At 72.7% G+C, this 21,392-nt stretch carries 19 protein-coding genes and 1 tRNA gene; 10 read left to right on the top strand and 10 right to left on the bottom strand.

The window, feature by feature from the left end:
- Positions 1-26 precede the first annotated feature (26 nt).
- Positions 27-114 (bottom strand) — tRNA-Leu (locus IF37_RS0128235).
- Positions 115-327: 213 nt separating this feature from the next.
- Here IF37_RS0128235 and IF37_RS0128230 point away from each other — a divergent pair.
- The 3 genes from IF37_RS0128230 to IF37_RS0128220 all read left to right on the top strand — a co-directional run bounded on the left by IF37_RS0128230 (position 328) and on the right by IF37_RS0128220 (position 3,038).
- The gene (locus IF37_RS0128230; RefSeq protein ID WP_030748454.1) at positions 328-1,653 is read left to right on the top strand and encodes a M20/M25/M40 family metallo-hydrolase; all 1,326 of its coding nucleotides are present in this window, start codon (positions 328-330) and stop codon (positions 1,651-1,653) included.
- A 178-nt stretch (positions 1,654-1,831) separates the two neighbouring features.
- A complete protein-coding gene (chpH, locus tag IF37_RS0128225; protein ID WP_030748451.1) occupies positions 1,832-2,065 on the top strand; it encodes a chaplin ChpH in 234 nt (77 codons plus the stop codon).
- 121 nt (positions 2,066-2,186) lie between these two features.
- Positions 2,187-3,038 (top strand): chaplin family protein, encoded by an 852-nt coding sequence (locus IF37_RS0128220; protein ID WP_030748449.1) that lies wholly within the window; start codon positions 2,187-2,189, stop codon positions 3,036-3,038.
- Between the two features lie 70 nt (positions 3,039-3,108).
- Here IF37_RS0128220 and IF37_RS42610 read toward each other — a convergent pair whose 3' ends face one another.
- Positions 3,109-3,297 (bottom strand): DUF5703 family protein, encoded by a 189-nt coding sequence (locus IF37_RS42610; protein ID WP_079165918.1) that lies wholly within the window; start codon positions 3,295-3,297, stop codon positions 3,109-3,111.
- 47 nt (positions 3,298-3,344) lie between these two features.
- Here IF37_RS42610 and IF37_RS0128215 point away from each other — a divergent pair, with 47 nt between their 5' ends.
- On the top strand, positions 3,345-4,031 hold the full coding sequence (locus tag IF37_RS0128215) for a hypothetical protein (RefSeq protein WP_030748446.1): 687 nt from the start codon (positions 3,345-3,347) through the stop codon (positions 4,029-4,031).
- Between the two features lie 63 nt (positions 4,032-4,094).
- Here IF37_RS0128215 and IF37_RS0128210 read toward each other — a convergent pair whose 3' ends face one another.
- Positions 4,095-6,632 (bottom strand): helix-hairpin-helix domain-containing protein, encoded by a 2,538-nt coding sequence (locus IF37_RS0128210; protein WP_030748442.1) that lies wholly within the window; start codon positions 6,630-6,632, stop codon positions 4,095-4,097.
- The gene (locus IF37_RS0128205; RefSeq protein ID WP_030748440.1) at positions 6,629-7,612 is read right to left on the bottom strand and encodes an aldo/keto reductase; all 984 of its coding nucleotides are present in this window, start codon (positions 7,610-7,612) and stop codon (positions 6,629-6,631) included. Before IF37_RS0128205 ends, IF37_RS0128210 begins: the two co-directional genes overlap by 4 nt.
- A 160-nt stretch (positions 7,613-7,772) precedes the next feature.
- On the opposite strand from IF37_RS0128205, the gene IF37_RS0128200 reads away from it, so the two are divergent.
- Positions 7,773-8,828: an LLM class F420-dependent oxidoreductase gene (locus IF37_RS0128200; protein ID WP_030748437.1), complete on the top strand. Its 1,056-nt coding sequence runs from the start codon at positions 7,773-7,775 to the stop codon at positions 8,826-8,828.
- A 225-nt stretch (positions 8,829-9,053) separates the two neighbouring features.
- A complete protein-coding gene (locus IF37_RS0128195; RefSeq protein ID WP_030748435.1) occupies positions 9,054-9,848 on the top strand; it encodes a hypothetical protein in 795 nt (264 codons plus the stop codon).
- A 7-nt stretch (positions 9,849-9,855) separates the two neighbouring features.
- Here the strand turns inward: IF37_RS0128195 and corA are convergent, their stop codons facing one another.
- On the bottom strand, positions 9,856-10,851 hold the full coding sequence (corA, locus tag IF37_RS0128190; RefSeq protein WP_030748433.1) for a magnesium/cobalt transporter CorA: 996 nt from the start codon (positions 10,849-10,851) through the stop codon (positions 9,856-9,858).
- Positions 10,852-10,912: 61 nt separating this feature from the next.
- On the opposite strand from corA, the gene IF37_RS0128185 reads away from it, so the two are divergent.
- The 4 genes from IF37_RS0128185 to mshC all read left to right on the top strand — a co-directional run bounded on the left by IF37_RS0128185 (position 10,913) and on the right by mshC (position 14,428).
- A complete protein-coding gene (locus tag IF37_RS0128185; protein ID WP_030748432.1) occupies positions 10,913-11,599 on the top strand; it encodes a histidine phosphatase family protein in 687 nt (228 codons plus the stop codon).
- 99 nt (positions 11,600-11,698) lie between these two features.
- Positions 11,699-12,289, top strand: coding sequence for a DUF3090 domain-containing protein (locus IF37_RS0128180; RefSeq protein WP_030748430.1), 591 nt, complete (start codon positions 11,699-11,701; stop codon positions 12,287-12,289).
- The gene (locus tag IF37_RS0128175) at positions 12,253-13,077 is read left to right on the top strand and encodes an SCO1664 family protein (RefSeq protein WP_052845408.1); all 825 of its coding nucleotides are present in this window, start codon (positions 12,253-12,255) and stop codon (positions 13,075-13,077) included. Before IF37_RS0128180 ends, IF37_RS0128175 begins: the two co-directional genes overlap by 37 nt.
- A gap of 121 nt (positions 13,078-13,198) precedes the next feature.
- Positions 13,199-14,428 (top strand): cysteine--1-D-myo-inosityl 2-amino-2-deoxy-alpha-D-glucopyranoside ligase, encoded by a 1,230-nt coding sequence (mshC, locus tag IF37_RS0128170; RefSeq protein WP_030748426.1) that lies wholly within the window; start codon positions 13,199-13,201, stop codon positions 14,426-14,428.
- Positions 14,429-14,518: 90 nt separating this feature from the next.
- On the opposite strand, the gene IF37_RS0128165 is transcribed toward mshC, so the two are convergent.
- The 5 genes from IF37_RS0128165 to IF37_RS0128145 all read right to left on the bottom strand — a co-directional run bounded on the left by IF37_RS0128165 (position 14,519) and on the right by IF37_RS0128145 (position 20,965).
- Positions 14,519-15,439, bottom strand: coding sequence for a PAC2 family protein (locus IF37_RS0128165; RefSeq protein ID WP_030748423.1), 921 nt, complete (start codon positions 15,437-15,439; stop codon positions 14,519-14,521).
- 308 nt (positions 15,440-15,747) lie between these two features.
- Positions 15,748-17,364, bottom strand: a complete 1,617-nt coding sequence (locus IF37_RS0128160) for a glycerol-3-phosphate dehydrogenase/oxidase (protein WP_030748420.1) — start codon at positions 17,362-17,364, stop codon at positions 15,748-15,750.
- A gap of 48 nt (positions 17,365-17,412) precedes the next feature.
- Complete coding sequence (gene glpK / locus IF37_RS0128155) at positions 17,413-18,951, bottom strand: glycerol kinase GlpK (RefSeq protein WP_030748417.1); 1,539 nt, start codon at positions 18,949-18,951, stop codon at positions 17,413-17,415.
- 78 nt (positions 18,952-19,029) lie between these two features.
- On the bottom strand, positions 19,030-19,824 hold the full coding sequence (locus IF37_RS0128150; RefSeq protein ID WP_030748414.1) for an MIP/aquaporin family protein: 795 nt from the start codon (positions 19,822-19,824) through the stop codon (positions 19,030-19,032).
- Between the two features lie 376 nt (positions 19,825-20,200).
- A complete protein-coding gene (locus IF37_RS0128145; RefSeq protein ID WP_030748411.1) occupies positions 20,201-20,965 on the bottom strand; it encodes an IclR family transcriptional regulator in 765 nt (254 codons plus the stop codon).
- Between the last annotated feature and the right edge of the window lie 427 nt (positions 20,966-21,392).

Here is a 21,392-nt window from a genome sequence, read left to right as displayed (position 1 = left end):
GGCCCCCGCCGCGGCAGGGGCCTTGCTGGTGTCCGAGGGGGGACTTGAACCCCCACGCCCGATAAAGGGCACTAGCACCTCAAGCTAGCGCGTCTGCCATTCCGCCACCCGGACAAGGTGTCTGTCGTGCGAGATCTCCCTTTCGGCGGGGTTTCCCTCGCGGCGACGAAGGAAACATTACCAGGCTTTCGGGGGTGGCTGATCACCCCCCGTCCCGGGACCGGTCCCGCGTGAACGGTGTGTGACGTGCCGGGACCGGTCTTGGGCCCCGGCCCGGGCGGAGAGAGGATGGGGGGACCACCAGCAGTGACAGCGGGAGGAAGCACCGTGAGCGAGACGGACACGGCCAGGGGCGTCACCGGCGAGGACGAGGTCGTGGACCTCTGCCGGGAGCTGATCCGGTTCGACACCAGCAACTACGGCGACCACTCGGGGCCGGGCGAGCGCAAGGCCGCCGAATGGGTCGCCGGGAAGCTCGCCGAGGTCGGACTGGAACCGAAGATCTACGAGTCGCACCCCGGCCGCGCCTCCACGGTGGCCCGCATCGAGGGCGAGGACCCGTCCCGGCCCGCGCTGCTCATCCACGGCCACCTGGACGTCGTACCGGCCAACGCCGTCGACTGGACCCACGACCCGTTCTCCGGCGAGGTCGCCGACGGATGCGTGTGGGGGCGCGGGGCCGTCGACATGAAGGACATGGACGCGATGACCCTCGCGGTCGTCCGCGACCGGCTGCGCAGCGGACGCCGGCCCCCGCGGGACATCGTGGTCGCCTTCCTCGCCGACGAGGAGGCGGGCGGCACCTACGGTGCCCGCTACCTGGTCGACCACCACCCCGAGCTGTTCGAGGGCGTCACCGAGGCGATCAGCGAGGTCGGCGGCTTCTCCTTCACCGTGAACGACCAGCGGCGGCTCTACCTGATCCAGACGGCCGAGAAGGGCATGCACTGGATGAAGCTGACCGTGGCCGGCACCGCCGGGCACGGGTCGATGATCCACCGCGACAACGCCATCACCGAGCTGTCCGAGGCGGTCGCCCGGGTGGGCCGGCACACGTTCCCGGTCCGGGTCACCAAGACCACCCGGGCCTTCCTCGACGAACTGGGCGACGCGCTCGGCACCGAGCTGGACCCGGAGGACATGGAGGCGACCATCGCCAAGCTCGGCGGCATCGCCAAGCTGATCGGCGCGACCCTGAGCAACACCGCGAACCCCACCCAGCTGAACGCCGGCTACAAGGTCAACGTCATCCCGGGCGAGGCCACCGCGCACATCGACGGACGGTTCCTGCCCGGCCACGAGGAGGAGTTCCTCGCCGACCTCGACCGGCTGCTCGGCCCCCGCGTCCGCCGCGAGGACGTGCACTCCGACAAGGCGCTGGAGACCGGCTTCGACGGCGCCCTGGTGGAGGCCATGCAGTCCGCGCTGCTCGCCGAGGACCCGACCGCCAAGGCGATCCCGTACATGCTCTCCGGCGGCACCGACGCCAAGTCCTTCGACGACCTCGGCATCCGCGGCTTCGGCTTCGCCCCCCTGAAGCTGCCGCCGGAACTGGACTTCGCCGGGATGTTCCACGGCGTGGACGAGCGGGTGCCGGTGGACGGGCTCCAGTTCGGCGTGCGGGTGCTCGACCGGTTCATCGACGCCTCCTGAGGCCGGTCCCCGGCGGCGGCCGCGCGCCGGGGATTCGGGCATTCGTACGAGACCGCCTGAGAAGGGTGAATGCGACGATCAGTTCGTAGCTTCATTAGTTCCTCCTCGTTGCAGTTGATGTGATCCCGCGCTTCGGGATCACACCGCCCACTGGGCGTTTGCCAACTAGGAGGATGTAATGATCAAGAAGATCGTCGCTGCCGCGGCCGCCACCGGTGGTCTGGTTCTCGCGGGTGCGGGCCTCGCCGTCGCCGACTCCGGTGCCCAGGGTGCCGCCGTGCACTCCCCGGGCGTCGTGTCCGGCAATGTCGTCCAGGCCCCCGTGCACGTCCCGGTGAACGCGTGTGGCAACACGATCAGCGTGATCGGGCTTCTGAACCCCACCTTCGGTAACGCCTGCGTCAACAGCTGACGCCGGCTCCCTGAGGGGCGCACTTTGACGAGCCGTCGGCCCCGGAGCGCACGCCGTGCGCTCTGGGGCCGACCGGTCTCCTCCGAGAACCAAGGCACGAAGGCAGGGGGGAACCCAAGTTATGCGACAGGGCACGCGCAAGGGCCTGATGACCATGGCCGCGGCGACCGGCGTGATCGCCGCCGCGAGCGGATACGCACACGCCGACGCGGGCGCGGCGGGCGCCGCCGGGGGCTCACCCGGCGTACTGTCCGGCAACACGGTGCAGGTGCCGGTGCACGCGCCGGTGAACGTCTGCGGCAACACCGTGAACGTCGTCGGGCTGCTCAACCCGGCGGCGGGGAACTCGTGCGCCGGCCATGACGGCGCTCCGGGAGGTGCGCACGGCGGCTCCGGCGGTTCCGGCGGCGCGCACGCGAGCGGCCGCGCCGACGGCTCGCCGGGCGTCGGGTCCGGCAACACCGTGCAGGTGCCGGTCGACATCCCGGTGAACGTCTGCGGCAACAGCGTCGACGTCATCGGCATCGGCGACGCCACCACGGGCAACGGCTGCGCCGACGACGGCGGTGGGCACGGCGGGCCGCCGGACGGCGGACACGGCAACCCGCCGGGGAAGCCCGGACGACCCGGGCAGCCGGGACACCCCGGAGAGCCGGGGCACCCGGGACACCCGGGTGATCCTGGTCACCCCGCTCACCCCGGCAACCCCGGTACTCACGGCACCCCGGGCACTCCGCACCGGCCCGGCGAGCCGGGGCACCCCGGTACGGGCGGCCGGCCCGCCGCGGGAGGCTCCACGGCCCACGGCGCGGTCCGGGCGTCGGCGCGGACGGACCGCGCCGCCCGGCCGCCGGCCGGTGCCCAGCTCGCCCACACGGGCGGCGAGGTGCCGCTGGGCATCGCGCTGCCGGCCGGCGCCGGCGCGCTGCTCGCGGGTGCGGTGCTCTACCGAAAGGCCCGGTCCGCGGCCTGACCGGAAAACGGAGCGGGCCCTGCCATGCCGGCCGGGCCCGCTCCGTTCTCGTCCGGTCACACCCCCGGACTCACCATGTGGCTCGCACCTGGCGGATGATCCGCCGGCGCAACCGCACCCTGCGGCTGCCGTCGCGCAACAGACTCAGTCGGTCCAACTCCCAGTGTCCGTACTCGGCATGGTCCGTCAGCAGACGTGTGGCCTCCCCGCGGGACACCCCGCGAGGCACGTACACGTCGACAAATTCGTATTCCGGCATCGCATCTATTGTGCGGGCTGGTGCCCGGTACGGATAGCGTCTGCACTATGTCTGATGCTGCGCAGCCCACCGCTGCCGAGGTACGCGCCGCCGCCGAGGCGGTCAAGACCGCGCTCGACCGCCATCTGGCCGCGGTAGAACGCAGGTCGGGGGAGGACGATCCGGCCGTCTCCGAGGCGTTCAACGAGCTGGCCGCGGCCGCCGAGGCGTACGACGAGCTGCTCTACGACCGCTACGACGAGGTCACGCCCTTCGAGATCCCCGGTGCGGAGGAGACGCTGCCGCCGTACGCGGGCCCCGAGGAGCCGAACGCGATCAGCGTGCTGATCCGCCGCGACTACACCGTGGCGGAACCCCAGCGGCTGCTGGCGCAGGCCCAGCGGGTCGAGGCGGCGGAGTACGACGACGGCGCGGACGACGACGCCGCCGGGACCGTCCCGGGGGCGCTGGGCATCCTCTTCGGCGAGTTCGAACCGGACGAGATCGCCTCCCGGCACAAGGAGTTCGGCCTGGAGGAGGGCGACTCCACGCTCTGGGTCACGGCGGCGGAGGAACCGCCCGAGGCCGGGGAGTGGCTGGAGGCGCCGTTCGAGCACGTCGATCCGCAGCGGGTGGTGTGCCGGTTCGACGTGAGCGCGGTCTTCGACGACGACGCCTCCGACGGCGAGGACGACGACGATCTCGACTTCGTCGACGACGACGAGGAGCTGGAACCGCTCGACGCCGAGAAGTGACCGGGCGGCGGTGCCGTGGGGCCTGGGCCGGCACGGCACCGCCGCGACGCGGAGGCGGCGGGGTCAGTCCGTCCGCTGAGTGAGCAGCAGCGTCCGCAGACGGGTCGTACGGGGCTTCGGCGGGACCTCCGCCACCGCCTTCGGCAGCGCCTGCTCCACCCCGTGGACCACGGACAGGTGGCGTTCCGCCCGGCTGAAGGCCGTGTACACCCAGGGGCGGCTGAGCGCCTGCGCGGCGTCACCGGGGAGCACCACGACCACCGCCGGCCAGCGGGCGCCCGCCGCCTGGTGCGCGGTCAGCGCCCAGCCGTGCCGGACACCGCCCTCCACCCGCTCCCGCGGTACGACGACGGGGACGCCGGCGCACGACAGGTGCAGCCCGTCGGCGTCGGCCTTCACCACCACGCCCGGCACCGTGCGCCCCGGCGCGGGGGTGTAGGCGATCCGGTCCCCGGGGTCGAAGCCGCCGAACCGCCCGGGGCCGGGGTTGAGGCGCTCCTTCAGGGCGGAGTTGAGGGCGCGGGTGCCCGCGGCGCCGCCATGGCCCGGGGTGATCACCACGGTCTGGTCGGCCGGGACGCCGATCGCCCGCGGCACCGAGTCCGCGACCAGCTGCACCGTCCGGTGCACGGCCTCGCCCGCGTCCCGCACCGGCACGATGACGACCTCCTTGCCGGGGGCGGCGACCTGGTTCAGCTCGCCGGCGCCGATGCCGGAGACCAGCTCGCCGATCGGCCCGGGGTCCGGCAGCCGGGAGGCGATCTGCGGGCAGACGCGGGCGGCCAGCAGGTCCGCGAAGATACGGCCCGGACCGGCGGACCACAGCACCCCCGGGTCGCCGCTGAGCACCAGCCGGGCCCCGTCGGGCAGGGACTCCACCAGCGCCGCGGCGCCCTCCACGTCGAGCTGGGGCGCGTCCAGCACGATCAGCAGGTCCAGCTCCAGGGTTCCGTCCGCGTCCCGGCCCGGGCCCTCGGCACCGGACAGCAGCCCGGCCACCGTGCCCGTGCCCGGCTCCACCGCGGCCCCGCCCGGTTGCGCGGACGTGCGCCGGAGCCCGTCGGGGGCGTGGCAGACGGCGAAGGCCCGCAGGCCCGCGGCGCGGGCGGCACCGAGCAGTGCGGCCGGTTCGGCGCGGGCCGCCTCCCCGCCGGTGTGCAGCACCAGACCGTGCCCCGCGACGGCGCGGGCCAGCTCGGCCGCACCACCCGAGAGGGCGGCGGCGACCTCATCCCAGGACTGCCCGGCCTCGGCGGGCGGGGAGTTGACCAGCCGCGCCAGACCGTCGGCGAGGCTCTCCTCGGCCAGCGCGTACCGCTCCAGGCCGACCAGGACCCGGACCGGCCGCTCCTCCTCCTCTGCGTCTGCTTCGTCGGCGGAGCCCCGCACCGCCGGGGCACCGGGCTCCTCCAGGGCGTCCTGGAACACCAGCGCCTCGCCCTCGGCGAGCGTGCCCTGCACCGCCGCGTCCGGGTCCGGTACGCCCTGCCGGCCCAGCGCCGTGGTGAGCGTGGGCAGTTCCAGGGCGGTGTGCCCGGCCACGGCCGCCTGCTCCAGCAGCCAGACGGTCACCGCGCGGCCCCGGCGTTCGTCGTCCGGTGCGCAGGCGGCGCCGAGCAGCGCCCGCGCGAAGCCGTCCGCCTGCTCCGGTCGTACCCCGCCGACCCGGAGCAACTGCCAGGGGTCCTCCCGGAGCGCGGTGTCGGCGCCCTCGCCGAGCACCGTCGCCACCTGGGGGGCCAGCGCGTCGGGCGCGCCGCCCTCGGCCAGCACGCGGCGTACGGCCGCCACGGTCTCCGGCGCGGGCTCGGCGAACACCGTGGCCGGCGGCTTCTCGCCGCTCTCCACGGCCCGCACCGCCGCGAGCAGGTCGGCCGCCGTGCCGCTGAGCTTGGCGCCGCTGTCGATCGGGCCGTGCCGCTCCGCCTTGCGCCGTTCGATCCGCTCCCGCTCGATCCGCTGCGCGGCCAACTCGGCCTCGGCCTCGGACCTCCGCCCCCCGTCGCCACCCTCGGCACCGGTGGCACTCGCGGCACCCTCGGACTGCTCGGAGTCCGAGGAGCCTTGGGAGTCCGCTGACCCGTCGGCCGCCCCGGAGCCTTCGGCCTTCCCGGCCGTCTCGGAGTCCCCGGGGCTCCCGGCCCCGCCGGAGTCCCTGGAGCCTTCGGCCTCTCCGGCTGTCTCGGAGACTTCGGACCCGTCTGCGTCCCCGGAGCCCTCGGCTTCTCCGGCCGCCTCGACCGTCCCGGAGCCCTCGGCCCTTCCGGCCGTCTCGAAGACCGCGGACCCGCCGGTGTCCCCGGAGCCCTCGGCCTCTCCGGCCGCCCCGGAGATCTCGGAGACCTCGGCGCCCTCCGCCCCGCCGGACGCTCCGGTTCCCTCGGCCCCCTCGGCTTCCCCCGTCCCCTCGGCCCCCTCGGCTTCCCCGGTCCCCGCGGTCCTCTCCGCGGTGCCCGTCGTCGTGCCGTGGTCCGCGGTGCCCGTCGTCGTGCCGTGGTCGTCCGCACCGCCCCGTCCGCGCGCGGCCCCTCGCTCCGCGGTCCCCGGTGTGTCCGGCGTCCTCGGCCCGGCTTCCTCCGTGGTCTCCGGCTCCGTGCTCACAGCGTGCTCCAGTCGTGATCGGGATAGCGGTGCACGGGCGCCGACACATCGTCCAGCGCCCGGCAGATCTCGTCAGGAAGCGTAAGGGCCTCCACTGACAGCGCCGCCGCGAGCTGCTGGGCGGTGCGCGGGCCGACGATCGGCGCGGCCACCCCGGGCCGGTCCCGGATCCAGGCGAGGGCCACCTGGAGCGGGGTGACCGCGAGCCCGTCGGCGGCCGTCGTCACCGCGTCGACGATCCGGGTCGCGGTGTCGTCCAGGTACGGCTCGACGAACGGCGCCAGGTGCTCGGAGGCGCCGCGCGAGTCCGGGGGAGTGGTGCGCCGGTACTTGCCGGTCAGCACGCCCCGGCCGAGCGGGGAGGAGGGCAGCAGGCCCATGCCGAGGTCGAGCGCGGCCGGCAGCACCTCGCGTTCCACACCCCGCTGGAGCAGCGAGTACTCCATCTGGGTACCGGCCAGCCGGGTGCGGGTGCCCGGCGCCGCGAGCTGCCAGGTGGCCGCCTTGGCCAGCTGCCAGCCGCTGAAGTTGGAGACGGCGGCGTACCGGGCCCGGCCGCTGCTCACCGCGAGGTCGAGGGCCTGGAGCGTCTCCTCCAGCGGGGTCTCGGGGTCGTAGGCGTGGACGTGCCACAGGTCGACGTACTCCGTGCCGAGGCGGGCCAGGGAGGCGTCGAGCGCGGCGAGCAGATGGCCCCGGGAGCCGTCGAAGCGGCGATCGGGGTCGGGGACGCTGCCGGCCTTGGTGGAGACGACCAGGTCCCGGCGCGGCACGAGGCCGTCCATCAGCTGTCCGAGCAGATACTCCGCCTCCCCGTCGCCGTACACGTCCGCGGTGTCGACGAGGGTGCCGCCGGCCTCCCAGAACGCCTTCAGCATGTCCGCGGCGGCGTGCTCGTCGGTGTCCCGGCCCCAGGTGAGGGTGCCGAGTCCGATGCGTGACACGCGCAGGCCGGTACGGCCGAGATACCTCTGCTCCATGCGGGCGAGATTACTGGCCGGAACCGGTGCGGTGGGTTGCCTGTGGACAACGGGACCGACCGCGTCGCGGGCGGGTCCGCCCACCTGTCCGCCCCGGACCGCCGCCCCGCGCTAAGGTCTGCCCGACAGGCACGTTACTCATCGGTAAGGGGATTCGGCCATGCAGCTCGGGATCAACCTCGGCTACTGGGGTGCCGGAATGGACGGCGACAACCTGGCCGTGGCGCAGGAGGCCGACCGGCTGGGCTACGCGGTGTGCTGGGCCGCCGAGGCCTACGGCTCCGACGCGGCCACCGTACTCAGCTGGGTCGCCGCGCAGACCGAGCGCATCGACGTGGGCTCGGCCATCTTCCAGATCCCGGCCCGGCAGCCCGCGATGACCGCGATGACCGCGGCCACGCTCGACTCGCTCTCCGGCGGCCGGTTCCGCCTCGGGCTCGGCGTCTCCGGCCCGCAGGTCTCCGAGGGCTGGTACGGCGTCAAGTTCGACAAGCCGCTGGCCCGCACCCGCGAGTACGTGGAGATCGTCCGCAGGGCGATGACCCGGGAGCGGCTGACGTACGAGGGCGAGCACTGGACGCTGCCGCTGCCCGGCGGCCCGGGCAAGCCGATCAAGCTGACCGTCCACCCGCAGCGCGAGCACATCCCGCTGTACATCGCCGCGATCGGCCCGAAGAACCTGGAGCAGACCGGCGAGATCGCCGACGGCGCGCTGCTCATCTTCCCCTCCGCCGAGCACCTGGAGGAGACCACGATCAAGCACCTGCGCGCGGGCCGGGAGAAGGCGGGCCTGACGCTCGACGGGTTCGACGTGAGCCCGACCCTGCCGATCGCCCTCGGCGACGACACGGACGTGGACCGGCTCGCCGACGTCTTCCGGCCGTACACCGCGCTGTACGTCGGCGGCATGGGCAGCGCCAAGCAGAACTTCTACAACCAGCTCGCCCAGCGCATGGGCTACGAGAAGGAGGCCGCCGAGATCCAGCGGAAGTACCTCTCCGGGGACAAGCAGGGAGCCGCCGCCGCGATCCCGCAGGACCTCATCGACCGGACCACGCTGCTGGGCTCCGTCGACCGGATCGCCGAGCGGATGCGGGCCTACGCCGCCGCCGGGGTGACCACCCTCAACCTGGCCCCGGCCGGCTTCAGTCTGGACGAGCGGCTCGCCTCGCTGCGGGCCGGCACCGAGGCCCTGGAGCGCGCCGGGCTCGCGTAGGGAGGTTCCCGCGGCCGTGGTGGGGGCTCGGGGGTCTTCCCCGCCACGGCCGGCACCGGGAACAACGCGCCCGGCCCCGCGCGGTTACGACCCCCGGCACCCCTTCTTCCGCCGCCCCGCGGTCCTCCGTTCGGCCGAGCCGGTCCGGGGCCGTGTTGCGGCTCCCGCGCGTGCGCACTTGACTCGTTCCCTGTGGGCCCCGCGGAGCTGCGAGAGGTGTCTGCCATGCTGTCGGCCAGGAGTCTGTTCCAGGAGATCCTCGACCACGACGAGTCCTTCCGCCTCTTCTGCTCCATCGCCGCCGGCGGGGAGGCCCAGGGCGGCTGGGAGAACGGGCGGATCGCCGCGCTGGTACCGCCGGACGAACGCGCCCTCGCGCCGAGGATCGCCCGGCACGGCGCCGACGAGGACAAGCACGGGCGCATCTTCCGCGCCCTGCTGCGCAAGCGCGGACTCGCACCCGTCCCGGTCCCGCCCGAGACCGACTACACGATGCTGCTGGAGCGGCGCGGCATCGGCCTCGCGCACGACCGGCTCCGCCGGGACGAGCCGCTCACCGTGCGGGACCTCGTCGTCTACCTCGCGCACAGCCGGGTCACCGAACAGCGTGCCGCCGACCAGATGGCGCTGCTCCGCGCCCGCTTCGGCGACGACCCCGGGATCGGCAAGGCCCTCCGCGTGATCGCCGACGACGAGGACAACCACCTCGCCTACACCCACGAGGAACTGCTCCGCCTCGCCGCGGCCGGGCACGGCCGGCTGATCCAGCGGACCCTGCGGACGTACGCGCTCGCCGAGATCCGCGTCCACCGGGACGTCAGCCTCGCCGTGACGGCCCGCATGGCGCGCATCCTCGGCTGGTCGAGGACCAGGTCCGCGGTGCTCGCGGCCGGCATCCACGCCGCGTACGCCTACGAACGCCTCGCCGGCTGGCACCGCATGGTCCGCCTCCGCATGCCCGAGCGCCGGGACGCCCTCGGTGGTCCGGCGGCGCCCGCACCCGCGCCCGAGCACGTCTGAACCGCGCTCACAGCCAGCCGCGTCCCTTGAACAGCCGGTACAGCAGCACCTCCAGCGCGGCCATCAGGGCGATGACCGCCGGGTACGACCACAGCCAGTGCAGTTCGGGCATGTGGTCGAAGTTCATGCCGTAGATGCCCGCGATCATCGTCGGGACCGCCGCCATCGCCGCCCACGAGGAGATCTTCCGCATGTCGTCGTTCTGCCGGACGCTCATCTGCGCCAGGTGGGCCGAGAGGATGTCCGACACCAGCCGGTCCAGGGCCTCCACGGACTCGTTCACCCGCGCGAGGTGGTCGCCCACGTCCCGGAAGAAGGGCCGCGACTTCTCGTGCACGAACGGCACCGGGGTGCCGAGCCCGCCGCTGCCGGCCAGCCGGGTCAGCGGCACCGCCAGCGGTCCGGTGGCCCGCCGGAACTCCAGGACCTGCCGCTTGAAGGTGTAGATCCGGGACGCGGTGTTGCGGGAGGCGCCGACCTCCGGCCGGAACACCTCCGCCTCCAGCTCGTCCAGGTCCGTCTGGAGTTCCGTCGCCACCTCCAGGTAGTGGTCGACGATGGCGTCGGCGATCGCGTACAGGACGACGCCGGGGCCCTTGTCGAGCATCTCCGGCTCCTCCTCCAGCCGGTGCCGCACGGCCGCCAGCGGCGAGCCCTCGCCGTGCCGGACGGTCACCACGAAGCACTCGCCGATGAAGACCATCACCTCGCCGGCCGACACCGCGTCGCTCGCCGGCTCGTACACGACCGGTTTCAGCACCATGAACAGCGAGTCGTCGTACACCTCCAGCTTGGGCCGCTGGTGTGCCTTCAGAGCGTCCTCCACGGCCAGCGGGTGCAGTCCGAACTCCTGGCTGACCAGGTCGAACTCCCGCTCGGAGGGCTCGTGCAGGCCGATCCACACGAAGCCGCCGGCCGCCCGCGCCTCGGCGAGCGCGTCGGACAGGTCCACGGGGCCCTCGGTGCGGTGCCCGTGCCGGTATATGGCGCAGTCGACGATCACGGAGCGCATTCTCCCTTCGCCCGGTCATCGGCGCATCTCAAGGTGCGCCTACCCTTGCCGCATGCCCACGCTGATCCTCGTAAGGCACGGACGTTCCACCGCCAACACCTCGGGCGTGCTCGCCGGACGGTCGCCCGGCGTCGCGCTGGACGAGCGAGGCGCCGCGCAGGCCGCCGCGCTGCCCGCACGGCTCGCCGGACTGCCGCTCTCCGAGGTCGTCACCAGTCCGCTCGAGCGCTGCCAGGAGACGGTAGCCCCCCTGCTGGACGCCCGCCCCGGCCTGCGCTCCCACACCGAGGAGCGGATCGGGGAGTGCGATTACGGCGACTGGACCGGCCGCAAGCTCGCCGAGCTGAAGGACGAGCCGCTGATGGCGACCGTGCAGGCGCATCCCTCCTCCGCCGCCTTCCCGGGCGGCGAGTCCATGCGGGCCATGCAGACCCGCGCCGCCGAGGCCGTACGCGAGTGGAACGCGCGCGTGGAGCGCGAGCACGGCGCCGACGCGGTCTACCTGATGTGCTCCCACGGCGACATCATCAAGTCCCTCGTCGCCGACGCCCTCGGCCTCCACCTCGATCTCTTCCAGCGGATCTCCGTGGAGCCGTGCTCCGTCACCGCGATCCGCTACACCCCCCTCCGGCCGTTCCTCGTGCGCCTCGGCGACACCGGGGACTTCGCTTCACTCGTCCCGCGCGAGGAACCCGGCGAGGGCGACGCACCGGTCGGAGGCGGTGCGGGCGCACCGTGATCGTCGGCCGCAGTAGGGTGAAGCGACCGACCCCGTCGCTCCCGCGTACGGCCGGCACCGCCGAATCCCCCGAAACCACGACATCAATGGAGACAGGACGTGTCCCGTCAGGTGTTCCTCTACGACCAGCCGGACCGCTTCGTGGCCGGCACGGTCGGACTGCCCGGGCGCCGTACGTTCTTCCTCCAGGCCATCGCAGGCTCCCGGGTGACCAGCGTGGCCCTGGAGAAGACCCAGGTCGCCGCGCTCGCCGAGCGCATGGACGAACTGCTGGACGAGGTCGTACGGCGTAGCGGCGGCAGCGCGGCCGTCCCCGCCATGGCGCCCAACGAGATCGCCGACACCGCTCCGCTCGACACCCCCGTCGAGGAGGAGTTCCGCGTCGGCACCATGGCCCTGGCCTGGGACGGCGAGGACCAGCGCATGATCGTCGAGGCCCAGGCGCTGGTCGAGCTGGAGGCCGACACCGAGGAGGACCTCGCCGAGGCCGAGGAGCGTCTGCTCCAGGACGAGGAGAACGGACCCCCGATGCTGCGGGTCCGGCTGACCGGCGCGCAGGCCCGGGCCTTCGCCAAGCGCGCCCTCGACGTCGTCAACGCCGGGCGGCCACCGTGTCCGCTGTGCAGCCTCCCGCTCGATCCGGAAGGACACGTATGTCCGCGCCAGAACGGATACCGCCGCGGAGCGTGACGGCCGATCCGAACCCCGCCGAGCTGCTCGCGCGGGGTGAGCTGACCGTACGCGGCAGGATCCGCGAGGCGTCCAACGCGGCGCTGTTCTGCACGGTGGCCCTCGACGGCCGCGAGGCGTCCTGCGTCTACAAGCCGGTCGCCGGGGAGCGCCCCCTGTGGGACTTCCCCGACGGCACCCTGGCCGGCCGCGAGGTGGCCGCCTACGAGGTCTCCGAGGCCACCGGCTGGGGGCTCGTGCCGCCGACCGTGCTGCGCGACGGGCCGTACGGCGAGGGCATGTGCCAGCTCTGGATCGACGCGCACGCCGAGGCGGAGCTGCTCGCCCTGGTCGACGCCGAGGAGCCGGAGCCGGGCTGGAAGGCGATCGGGTTCGCCGAGGTCGGCGAGGGCCGCACCGCGCTGCTGGTGCACGCCGACGACCCGCGGCTGCGCCGACTCGCGGTGCTGGACGCGGTGCTCAACAACGCCGACCGCAAGGGCGGCCACCTGCTGCCCACCGCCGACGGCCGGCTCTACGGCATCGACCACGGCGTCACCTTCAACGTCGAGGACAAGCTGCGCACCCTGCTGTGGGGCTGGGCCGGGGAACCCCTCACCGAGGAGGCCCTGGGCGTCCTCAAGGGACTCCGGGACGCCCTGGACGGCCGGCTGGGCGAGCGGCTGGCCACACTGATCACACCGGCCGAGGCCGACGCCACACGCGCGCGGGTGGACGCGCTGCTCGCCTCGGGCGTCCACCCGGAGCCGGGCGGCGAGTGGCCGGCCATACCCTGGCCGCCCATATGAGCCTTGCCGGTATGAACCCGTCGGACTGAGCACATCCGGCGCCGACATTCAAGAACGCGGATCCGGTCATCCGGCTGATCCCGTTCGTATCCGCAGCTCGGCGCCGGTTAGGCTCATGTACATGCATGCCTGGCCCGCTTCCGAGGTCCCCGCCCTGCCTGGTCAGGGCCGCGACCTGAGGATCCACGACACCGCGACCGGCGGCCTGGTCACCCTCGACCCCGGTCCCGTCGCCCGTATCTACGTCTGCGGCATCACGCCGTACGACGCGACCCACATGGGTCACGCGGCGACCTACAACGCGTTCGACCTGGTTCAGCGCGTGTGGCTCGACACCAAGCGGCAGGTTCACTACGTCCAGAACGTCACCGACGTCGACGACCCGCTGCTGGAGCGGGCCGAGCGCGACGGCGTCGACTGGGTCGCCCTCGCCGAGCAGGAGACGGCCCTCTTCCGCGAGGACATGACCGCCCTGCGGATGCTTCCGCCGCGCCACTACATCGGCGCCGTCGAGGCGATACCCGGCATCGTCCCGCTGGTGGAGCGGCTGCGCGACCTCGGCGCGGCCTACGAGCTGGACGGCGACATCTACTTCTCCGTCGGATCGGACCCGAACTTCGGCAAGGTCTCGAACCTGGACGCCGCCGCCATGCGGCTGCTGTCCGCCGAACGCGGCGGCGACCCGGACCGCCCGGGCAAGAAGAACCCGGTCGACCCGATGCTGTGGATGACGGCCCGCGAGGGCGAGCCCAGCTGGGACGGCGGCTCGCTCGGCCGGGGCCGCCCCGGCTGGCACATCGAGTGCGTGGCCATCGCCCTGGACCACCTCGGCATGGGCTTCGACGTCCAGGGCGGCGGCTCCGACCTCGCCTTCCCGCACCACGAGATGGGCGCCTCGCACGCCCAGGTGCTCACCGGCGAGTTCCCCATGGCGAAGGCGTACGTGCACGCCGGCATGGTCGCCCTGCACGGCGAGAAGATGTCCAAGTCCAAGGGCAACCTCGTCTTCGTCTCGGCGCTGCGCCGCGACGGCGTCGACCCCGCCGCCATCCGCCTCTCCCTGCTGGCCCACCACTACCGGTCCGACTGGGAGTGGACCGACGAGGTGCTCGCGGAGGCCGTGGCCCGGCTCGGCCGCTGGCGCGCGGCCGTCTCCCGGCCCGACGGCCCGTCCGCCGACGCCCTGGTGGAGGAGGTCCGCGAGGCGCTGGCCCGGGACCTGGACACCCCGGCCGCGCTCGCCGCGGTCGACCGCTGGGCGGCCCGCCAGGAGCGCGAGGGCGGCTCGGACACGGCCGCCCCGGGCCTGGTCAGCAGGGCGGTGGACGCACTGCTGGGCGTGGCGCTGTAACCACCCCGGCCGGCCGCGGCGCCCGCGGCACGCCGGTCGCACGGCGAAGGGGCGGTTCCCACCCGGGAACCGCCCCTTCGCCGTGCCTCCTCAGTCCTCCGGGCCGTCCTCGTCGTCCTCCCGGGGGCCGCCACCGGAGGACGGCGGCCGCGGCTTCCCGCCCGGAGGGCTCACGTCCCGGCGCCGCAGGTACCGCTCGAACTCGCGGGCGATCGCCTCACCGGACGCCTCCGGCAGCTCGGCGGTGTCCCGGGCCTCCTCCAGCGTCTGGACGTACTCGGCGACCTCGCTGTCCTCCGCGGCCAGCTGGTCCACGCCCACCTGCCAGGCACGCGCGTCCTCGGGCAGCTCGCCCTGCGGGACACGCAGGTCCAGCAGGTCCTCCAGCCGGTTGAGCAGGGCCAGCGTGGCCTTCGGGTTGGGCGGCTGGGAGACGTAGTGCGGCACGGCCGCCCACAGCGACACCGCCGGGACGCCGGCGTGCGTGCACGCCTCCTGGAGGACGCCGACGATGCCGGTCGGCCCCTCGTACTTGGTCTCCTCCAGATCCATGCGGCGTGCCAGGTCCGGGTCGGACGTGACCCCGCTGACCGGTACCGGCCGCGTGTGCGGGGTGTCACCGAGCAGGGCGCCCAGGATGACCACCAGCTCCACGCCCAGCTCGTGCGCGAAGCCGAGCAGCTCGTTGCAGAACGAACGCCAGCGCATGGACGGCTCGATCCCGCGGACCAGCACCAGGTCGCGCGGCTTGTCGCCGCCGACCCGGACCACCGACAGCCGGGTGGTCGGCCAGGTGATCTTGCGCACCCCGCCGTCCATGAACACCGTGGGGCGGTTCACCTGGAAGTCGTAGTAGTCCTCGGCGTCCAGCGCCGCGAACACCTCGCCCTTCCACTCGCGTTCCAGATGCGCGACCGCCGTGGAGGCGGCGTCGCCGGCATCGTTCCAGCCCTCGAACGCGGCCACCATGACTGGGTCGATCAGCTCGGGAACCCCCTCCAGCTCGATCACCCAGTGCCTCCTTCCGACGTGCCCTCGCTTGACTCACCAACCTTACGGCGTCCGGCGGGGGCGCCCGCAGCCCCCTTGCGTGGGGGAGTGAACGGATCACTGCCCCGTTCACCGACGGGGAACACCACTCGCCGCCGCGGGAGCCGCCGCGCTCCGCGGGCCCCGCCCGGGCGGACGGTGCCGGGGCACGCGGAAGGGGGCGGCTCCACCGGTGTGGAGCCGCCCCTTTTCGTATCCCGGCCCCTCGTGCGGGAGGAGTCGGCCCTCATCCGTTCCGGCCCCGGTCAGGGGGAGGGGCCGGCCGGGACCTACTTCTTGTCGAGCAGGTCCTGGACCTTGGTGCGGACCTCGTCCGTGGCCAGGCCCCGGATGGTCAGCGTGGTGCGGCGGCGCAGCACGTCGTCCGGCGTCTCGGCCCACTCGTGGTCGCGGGCCCAGACCACCTGCGCCCAGATCTCCGGGGCGTCCGGGTGGACGCGCTCGCCCAGCTCCGGGTGCTCGTTCGCCAGCCGGGCGATGTCGAACGCCAGGGAGCCGTAGTGCGTCGCCAGGTGCCTGGCGGTGTCGGCCGCCATGCGCGGGCCGGGCGCCGGGTTGTCCACCAGGAGCCGGTGGGCGACCGCGCGCGGGTTGGCGACGCCGGGCAGCGGCAGCTTCTTCGGCAGCGAGGAGATGGGCTCGAAGTCGTCGCCGAGCGGGTGACCCGGCAGCGCCTCCAGCTTCTTCATGACCGTCCGGCCGATGTGGCGGAACGTCGTCCACTTGCCGCCGGCGACGGACAGCATGCCCGCCTTGCCCTCGGTCACCACGGTCTCGCGCTTGGCCTTGGCGGTGTCGCCGGGACCGCCCGGCAGCACCCGCAGACCGGCGAACGCGTAGGTGATGAGGTCGCGCTGGAGCTGCTGGTCCCGGACGGAGAACGCGGCCTCGTCCAGGATCTGGGCTATGTCCTTCTCGTTGACGGACACGTCCGCCGGGTCGCCCTCGTACTCCTCGTCGGTGGTGCCGAGGAGCAGCATGTCCTCCCAGGGGAGGGCGAAGGTGATGCGGTACTTGTCGATGGGGGTCGCGAGCGCGGCCTTCCAGGGGGAGGTGCGCTTGAGGACCAGGTGCGCGCCCTTGGACAGGCGGATGGACGGCGCCGCATTCGGGTCCTCCATCTTCCGCAGGTGGTCGACCCAGGGGCCGGTCGCGTTCAGCACCAGGCGGGCGTCGACGCCGAACTCCTCGCCGGACAGCCGGTCCTTGAGTTCGGCGCCGGTGACCCGGCCCTGGGTGAAGCGCAGCCCGGTGACCTCGGCGTGGTTGAGGACGACCGCGCCCGCCTCGACGGCCGCGCGGACCGTCATCAGCGCCATGCGCGCGTCGTTCATCTGGTCGTCGCCGTACACGGCCACGGCCTTCAGGTTCTCGGTGCGCAGCTCGGGCACGTCCTGCGCCGCCCGGGACGGCGAGAGCAGGTGGCCGACGCCGTCGCCGAACGCGGAGAGCGCGGAGTAGGCGAAGACGCCCGCGCCGAGCTTCGCCGCGCCGTGCGGGCCGCCCTTGTACACGGGGAGGTAGAAGGTGAGCGGGTTCGCCAGGTGGGGGGCCACCTGGCGGGAGACCGCACGGCGTTCGAAGTGGTTCTCCGCCACCAGCTTCACCGCGCCGGTCTGGAGGTAGCGCAGACCGCCGTGAAGCAGCTTGGAGGAGGCGGAGGAGGTGGCGCCGGCGAAGTCGCCGGCGTCGACCAGGGCCACCCTGAGCCCGGACTGCGCGGCGTGCCAGGCGGTGGAGATGCCCAGGATGCCGCCGCCGATCACAAGAAGGTCGTACGACGCCTTGGCGAGCTGCTCCCTGGTCTCGGCGCGGCTCGGGTTGGAGCCGGAGGCCGGGTGCGTCCCCAGGGCAGGCACGGAACTCAAGGTGGACTGACTGGTCATGTCGGGTACTTACTCCTCGTCAGAGCTGAACTGAGCCGGGAGAACCGCTCAGTTCTCGTCTTCGAGCCAGCCCATCGACCGGTCGACGGCCTTGAGCCAGTTCTTGTACTCACGGTCGCGGGTCTCCGCGTCCATGCGGGGGGTCCACTCGGCGGCCCGGCGCCAGTTGGCGCGCAGGTCGTCGGTGCTGGACCAGAAGCCGACGGCGAGGCCGGCGGCGTAGGCGGCGCCGAGGCAGGTGGTCTCGGCGACCATCGGGCGCACCACGGGTGCGTCCAGGACGTCGGACAGGGTCTGCATCAGCAGGTTGTTGGCGGTCATGCCGCCGTCGACCTTGAGGGTCACCAGCTCGTCGCCGGAGTCCTTCACCATGGCGTCGGCGATCTCCCGCGTCTGCCAGGCGGTGGCCTCGAGGACGGCGCGCGCGAGGTGCGCCTTGGTGACGTACCGGGTCAGGCCGGCGATCACACCACGGGCGTCGGAGCGCCAGTGCGGGGCGAACAGACCGGAGAAGGCCGGTACGAAGTACGCGCCGCCGTTGTCCTCCACCGAGAGCGCCAGCGTCTCGATCTCGGCGGCGGTCGAGATCAGGCCCATCTGGTCGCGCATCCACTGCACCAGCGAGCCGGTGACGGCGATCGAGCCCTCCAGGGCGTACACGGTCGGCTGGTCGCCGATCTTGTAGCCGACGGTGGTGAGCAGACCGGCGTAGGAGTTGATGATCTTGGAGCCGGTGTTCATCACCATGAAGGTGCCGGTGCCGTAGGTCGACTTGGTCTCGCCCTCGGAGAAGCAGGTCTGGCCGAACAGGGCCGCCTGCTGGTCGCCGAGCGCGGAGGCCACCGGGATGCCGCCGATCAGGTCGCCGAGCTTGCCGCCGGTGACCTCGCCGTAGACCTCGGCGGAGGAGCGGATCTCGGGGAGGATCTGGAGCGGCACGCCGATCGACTCGGCGATTCTCTCGTCCCACCGCATCGTGTGCAGGTTCATCAGCAGGGTGCGGGAGGCGTTGGTGACGTCGGTGACGTGCTTGCCGCCGTTGACACCACCGGTCAGGTTCCAGATGACCCAGGTGTCCATGGTGCCGAAGAGGATGTCGCCGGCCTCGGCGCGCTCCTGGAGACCGTCGACGTTGTCGAGCAGCCAGCGGGCCTTGGGCCCGGCGAAGTACGACGCGAGCGGCAGACCGGTCTCGCGGCGGAACCGGTCCTGGCCGACGTTGCGGCCCAGCTCCCGGCAGAGGGCGTCGGTGCGGGTGTCCTGCCAGACGATGGCGTTGTAGACGGGCTCACCGGTGTTCTTGTCCCACAGCACGGTGGTCTCGCGCTGGTTGGTGATGCCGATGGCCTTGATGTCGTCCCGGGTGATGCCGGCCTTCTCGATGGCTCCGGCGACGACTTCCTGGACGTTGGTCCAGATCTCGTTGGCGTTGTGCTCGACCCAGCCCGGCTTGGGGAAGATCTGCTCGTGCTCCTTCTGGTCGACGGAGACGATCCGGCCGTCCCGGTCGAACACGATGCAGCGGGAGGAGGTGGTGCCCTGGTCGATCGCGGCGATGAAGGGACCTGCGGTGTGGGCGTCGGTCACTGTGTGCTCCTGAAAGTCCGTGGTGGTGGGGCTGTACGTACGGCGCGTGCTCGAAGACTCGGTGTTCCCGCGTGCTTCCTAAGCGAAGGCGACGTTGTAGATGCCTGCGGCGATGGCGCCGCCGACCAGCGGACCGACCACCGGGATCCAGGCGTAGCTCCAGTCGGAACCGCCCTTGTTGGGCAGCGGGAGCAGGGCGTGGACGATGCGCGGGCCCAGGTCACGGGCCGGGTTGATGGCGTAGCCCGTCGGGCCGCCGAGCGAGAGGCCGATCGCCACCACCACGAGTGCGGTGATCAGACCGCCGAGGACGCCGAGGCCGTTGCCCTTGTCGTTCAGGCCCTGGGTGAGGACCGCGAGGATCAGCACGATCGTGCCGATGATCTCCGTGGCGAGGTTCTGCACCACGTTCCGGATCTCCGGACCGGTGGAGAAGACGCCGAGGACCGGGCCGGCGCCCTGCTCCTGGGCCTCGACCGCCTTGGCCGAGGTGGCCTGCGCGCCCGGACCGCCGACGATCTCCTTGTCGGTGAGGTGGGCGTGGAACTGGCCGTAGTAGGCGACCCACACCAGGGTCGCGCCGATCAGCGCGCCGAGCAGCTGGCCGGCGAAGTAGGTCGGAACGTTGCTCCACTCGCCGTCCTTGATGGCCAGGGCGAGGGTGACGGCCGGGTTGAGGTGCGCGCCGGACAGCGGTCCGGAGATGTACACGGCCGTCATGACGGCGAAGCCCCACCCGAAGGCGATGGCGAGCCAACCGGCGTTACGGGCCTTGGAGGCCTTCAGCGTCACGGCGGCGCAGACGCCGCCGCCGAGCAGGATGAGTACGGCGGTACCGATGGTCTCGCCGATGAAGATGTCGGAGCTGGACACCCGCGACTCCTTTGTCCTTCGTCCAGTGGGTAGCCGAACCCCGGGTCCCTCCGGTGGTTCTGGCGCCCTCGGGGATGAGAGCGATGCCGGCCTCTGGCGTTGTCACACTCTAGCGCGTATTGCCGGTAGGTGTTCGACAATGCCGACCGATGGACGGGAGTCTTGCTTCGGCGTTACGCGTGAGTCAAGGGTTCTGTTATCGAAAACAGGATCGTTATTGATCGCTGCGGGTTATCGGCCTTCGTGGGTGGACGTGCGATCCGGCCCGGTATGTCCACTTCAGGGTAGATCGACAGCCGGAACGCCGCCTGGCGTCCCGGTCGTTCCGTGCCCGTGCCTGTGCCTGTGCCTGTGTGTCTGTGCCGGCCGCCGCCGCTCAGAACCGCCCGGCGCCCAGGTCGCGGGAGACCGCGCGGGCGCAGTCCCGCACCGCCGCGATCAGCTCCGGGCGCAGCTCGCCGTCCCGGCACAGCCGCTCCACGGCGCCGGTGACGCCGACCGCGCCCACGGGCATGCGGCGCCGGTCGTGGATGGGGGCGGCGATCGACGCCACGCCCTCCCAGGTCTCCTCCACGTCGGCCGCGTAGCCGCGCGCGCGCGTGAGGTCGAGGAGGTGCTCGAAGTCGGCGGCGTCGCACACGGTGCGGTCCGTGAAGGGCTTCCGGTCGGCCTCCAGCGCCTCGCTGTGCGCCACCGGGTCGTACGCCGAGAGCACCTTGCCGAGCGCGGTGGAGTGCAGCGGCTGCATCGCCCCGATCTCCAGCACCTGACGGCTGTCGTCGGGCCGGAAGACGTGGTGCACGATCAGCACGCCCTGCTGGTGCAGCACGCCCAGGTGCACGCTCTCCCCGCTGGACCGGGCCAGGTCGTCGGCCCAGACCAGGGCCCGCGCGCGCAGTTCGTGCACGTCGAGGTAGGTGGTGCCGAGGCGCAGCAGCTCCGCGCCCAGCTGGTAGCGCCCGGAGGCGTCGTCCTGCTCCACGAACCCCTCCTGCTGGAGGGTGCGCAGGATGCCGTGGGCGGTGCCCTTGGCGAGGCCCAGTGACGAGGCGATGTCCGAGAGGCCGAGCCGCCGCTCGCCGCCCGCGAGCAGCCGCAGCATCGCCGCCGCCCGTTCGAGCGACTGGATGTTCCGTGCCATCGCCGTCCTGCCTCCGTCCCTCGACTGCCCACGGCTCAATCACCGTTCGGCAATGTCGAACACTACCGGTCCATGTCGACCTCCCGCTAATGGTCGGACGACACCTGTTACTTCCCGCGTGGCCCGAGCGTCGCGGTTGAGCCACCCGCGTCCGTCTTGTGGACGCCGGTGCCCATCCAAGCCGACTCCCGGTTACCCTGACGCCGTGCGGCAAGCCCCGCCCCGTCGGGGAAGCCGCATAGCCGACAGCCGTCGCAGCCCAGGGAGCCCTTACATGGCCTCGTCGCCAACGTCCCCTTCCGCCGACAGCCGGGCCCGTGTGTCCGCGCTCCGAGAGGCGCTCGCCACGCGTGTGGTGGTCGCCGATGGAGCGATGGGCACGATGCTCCAGGCCCAGGAGCCGACTCTGGAGGATTTCCAGAACCTC

This window comes from Streptomyces sp. NRRL S-31, from assembly GCF_000718775.1.
Lineage (GTDB): Bacteria > Actinomycetota > Actinomycetes > Streptomycetales > Streptomycetaceae > Streptomyces.
This window is presented reverse-complemented; position numbering and strand designations above follow the sequence as displayed.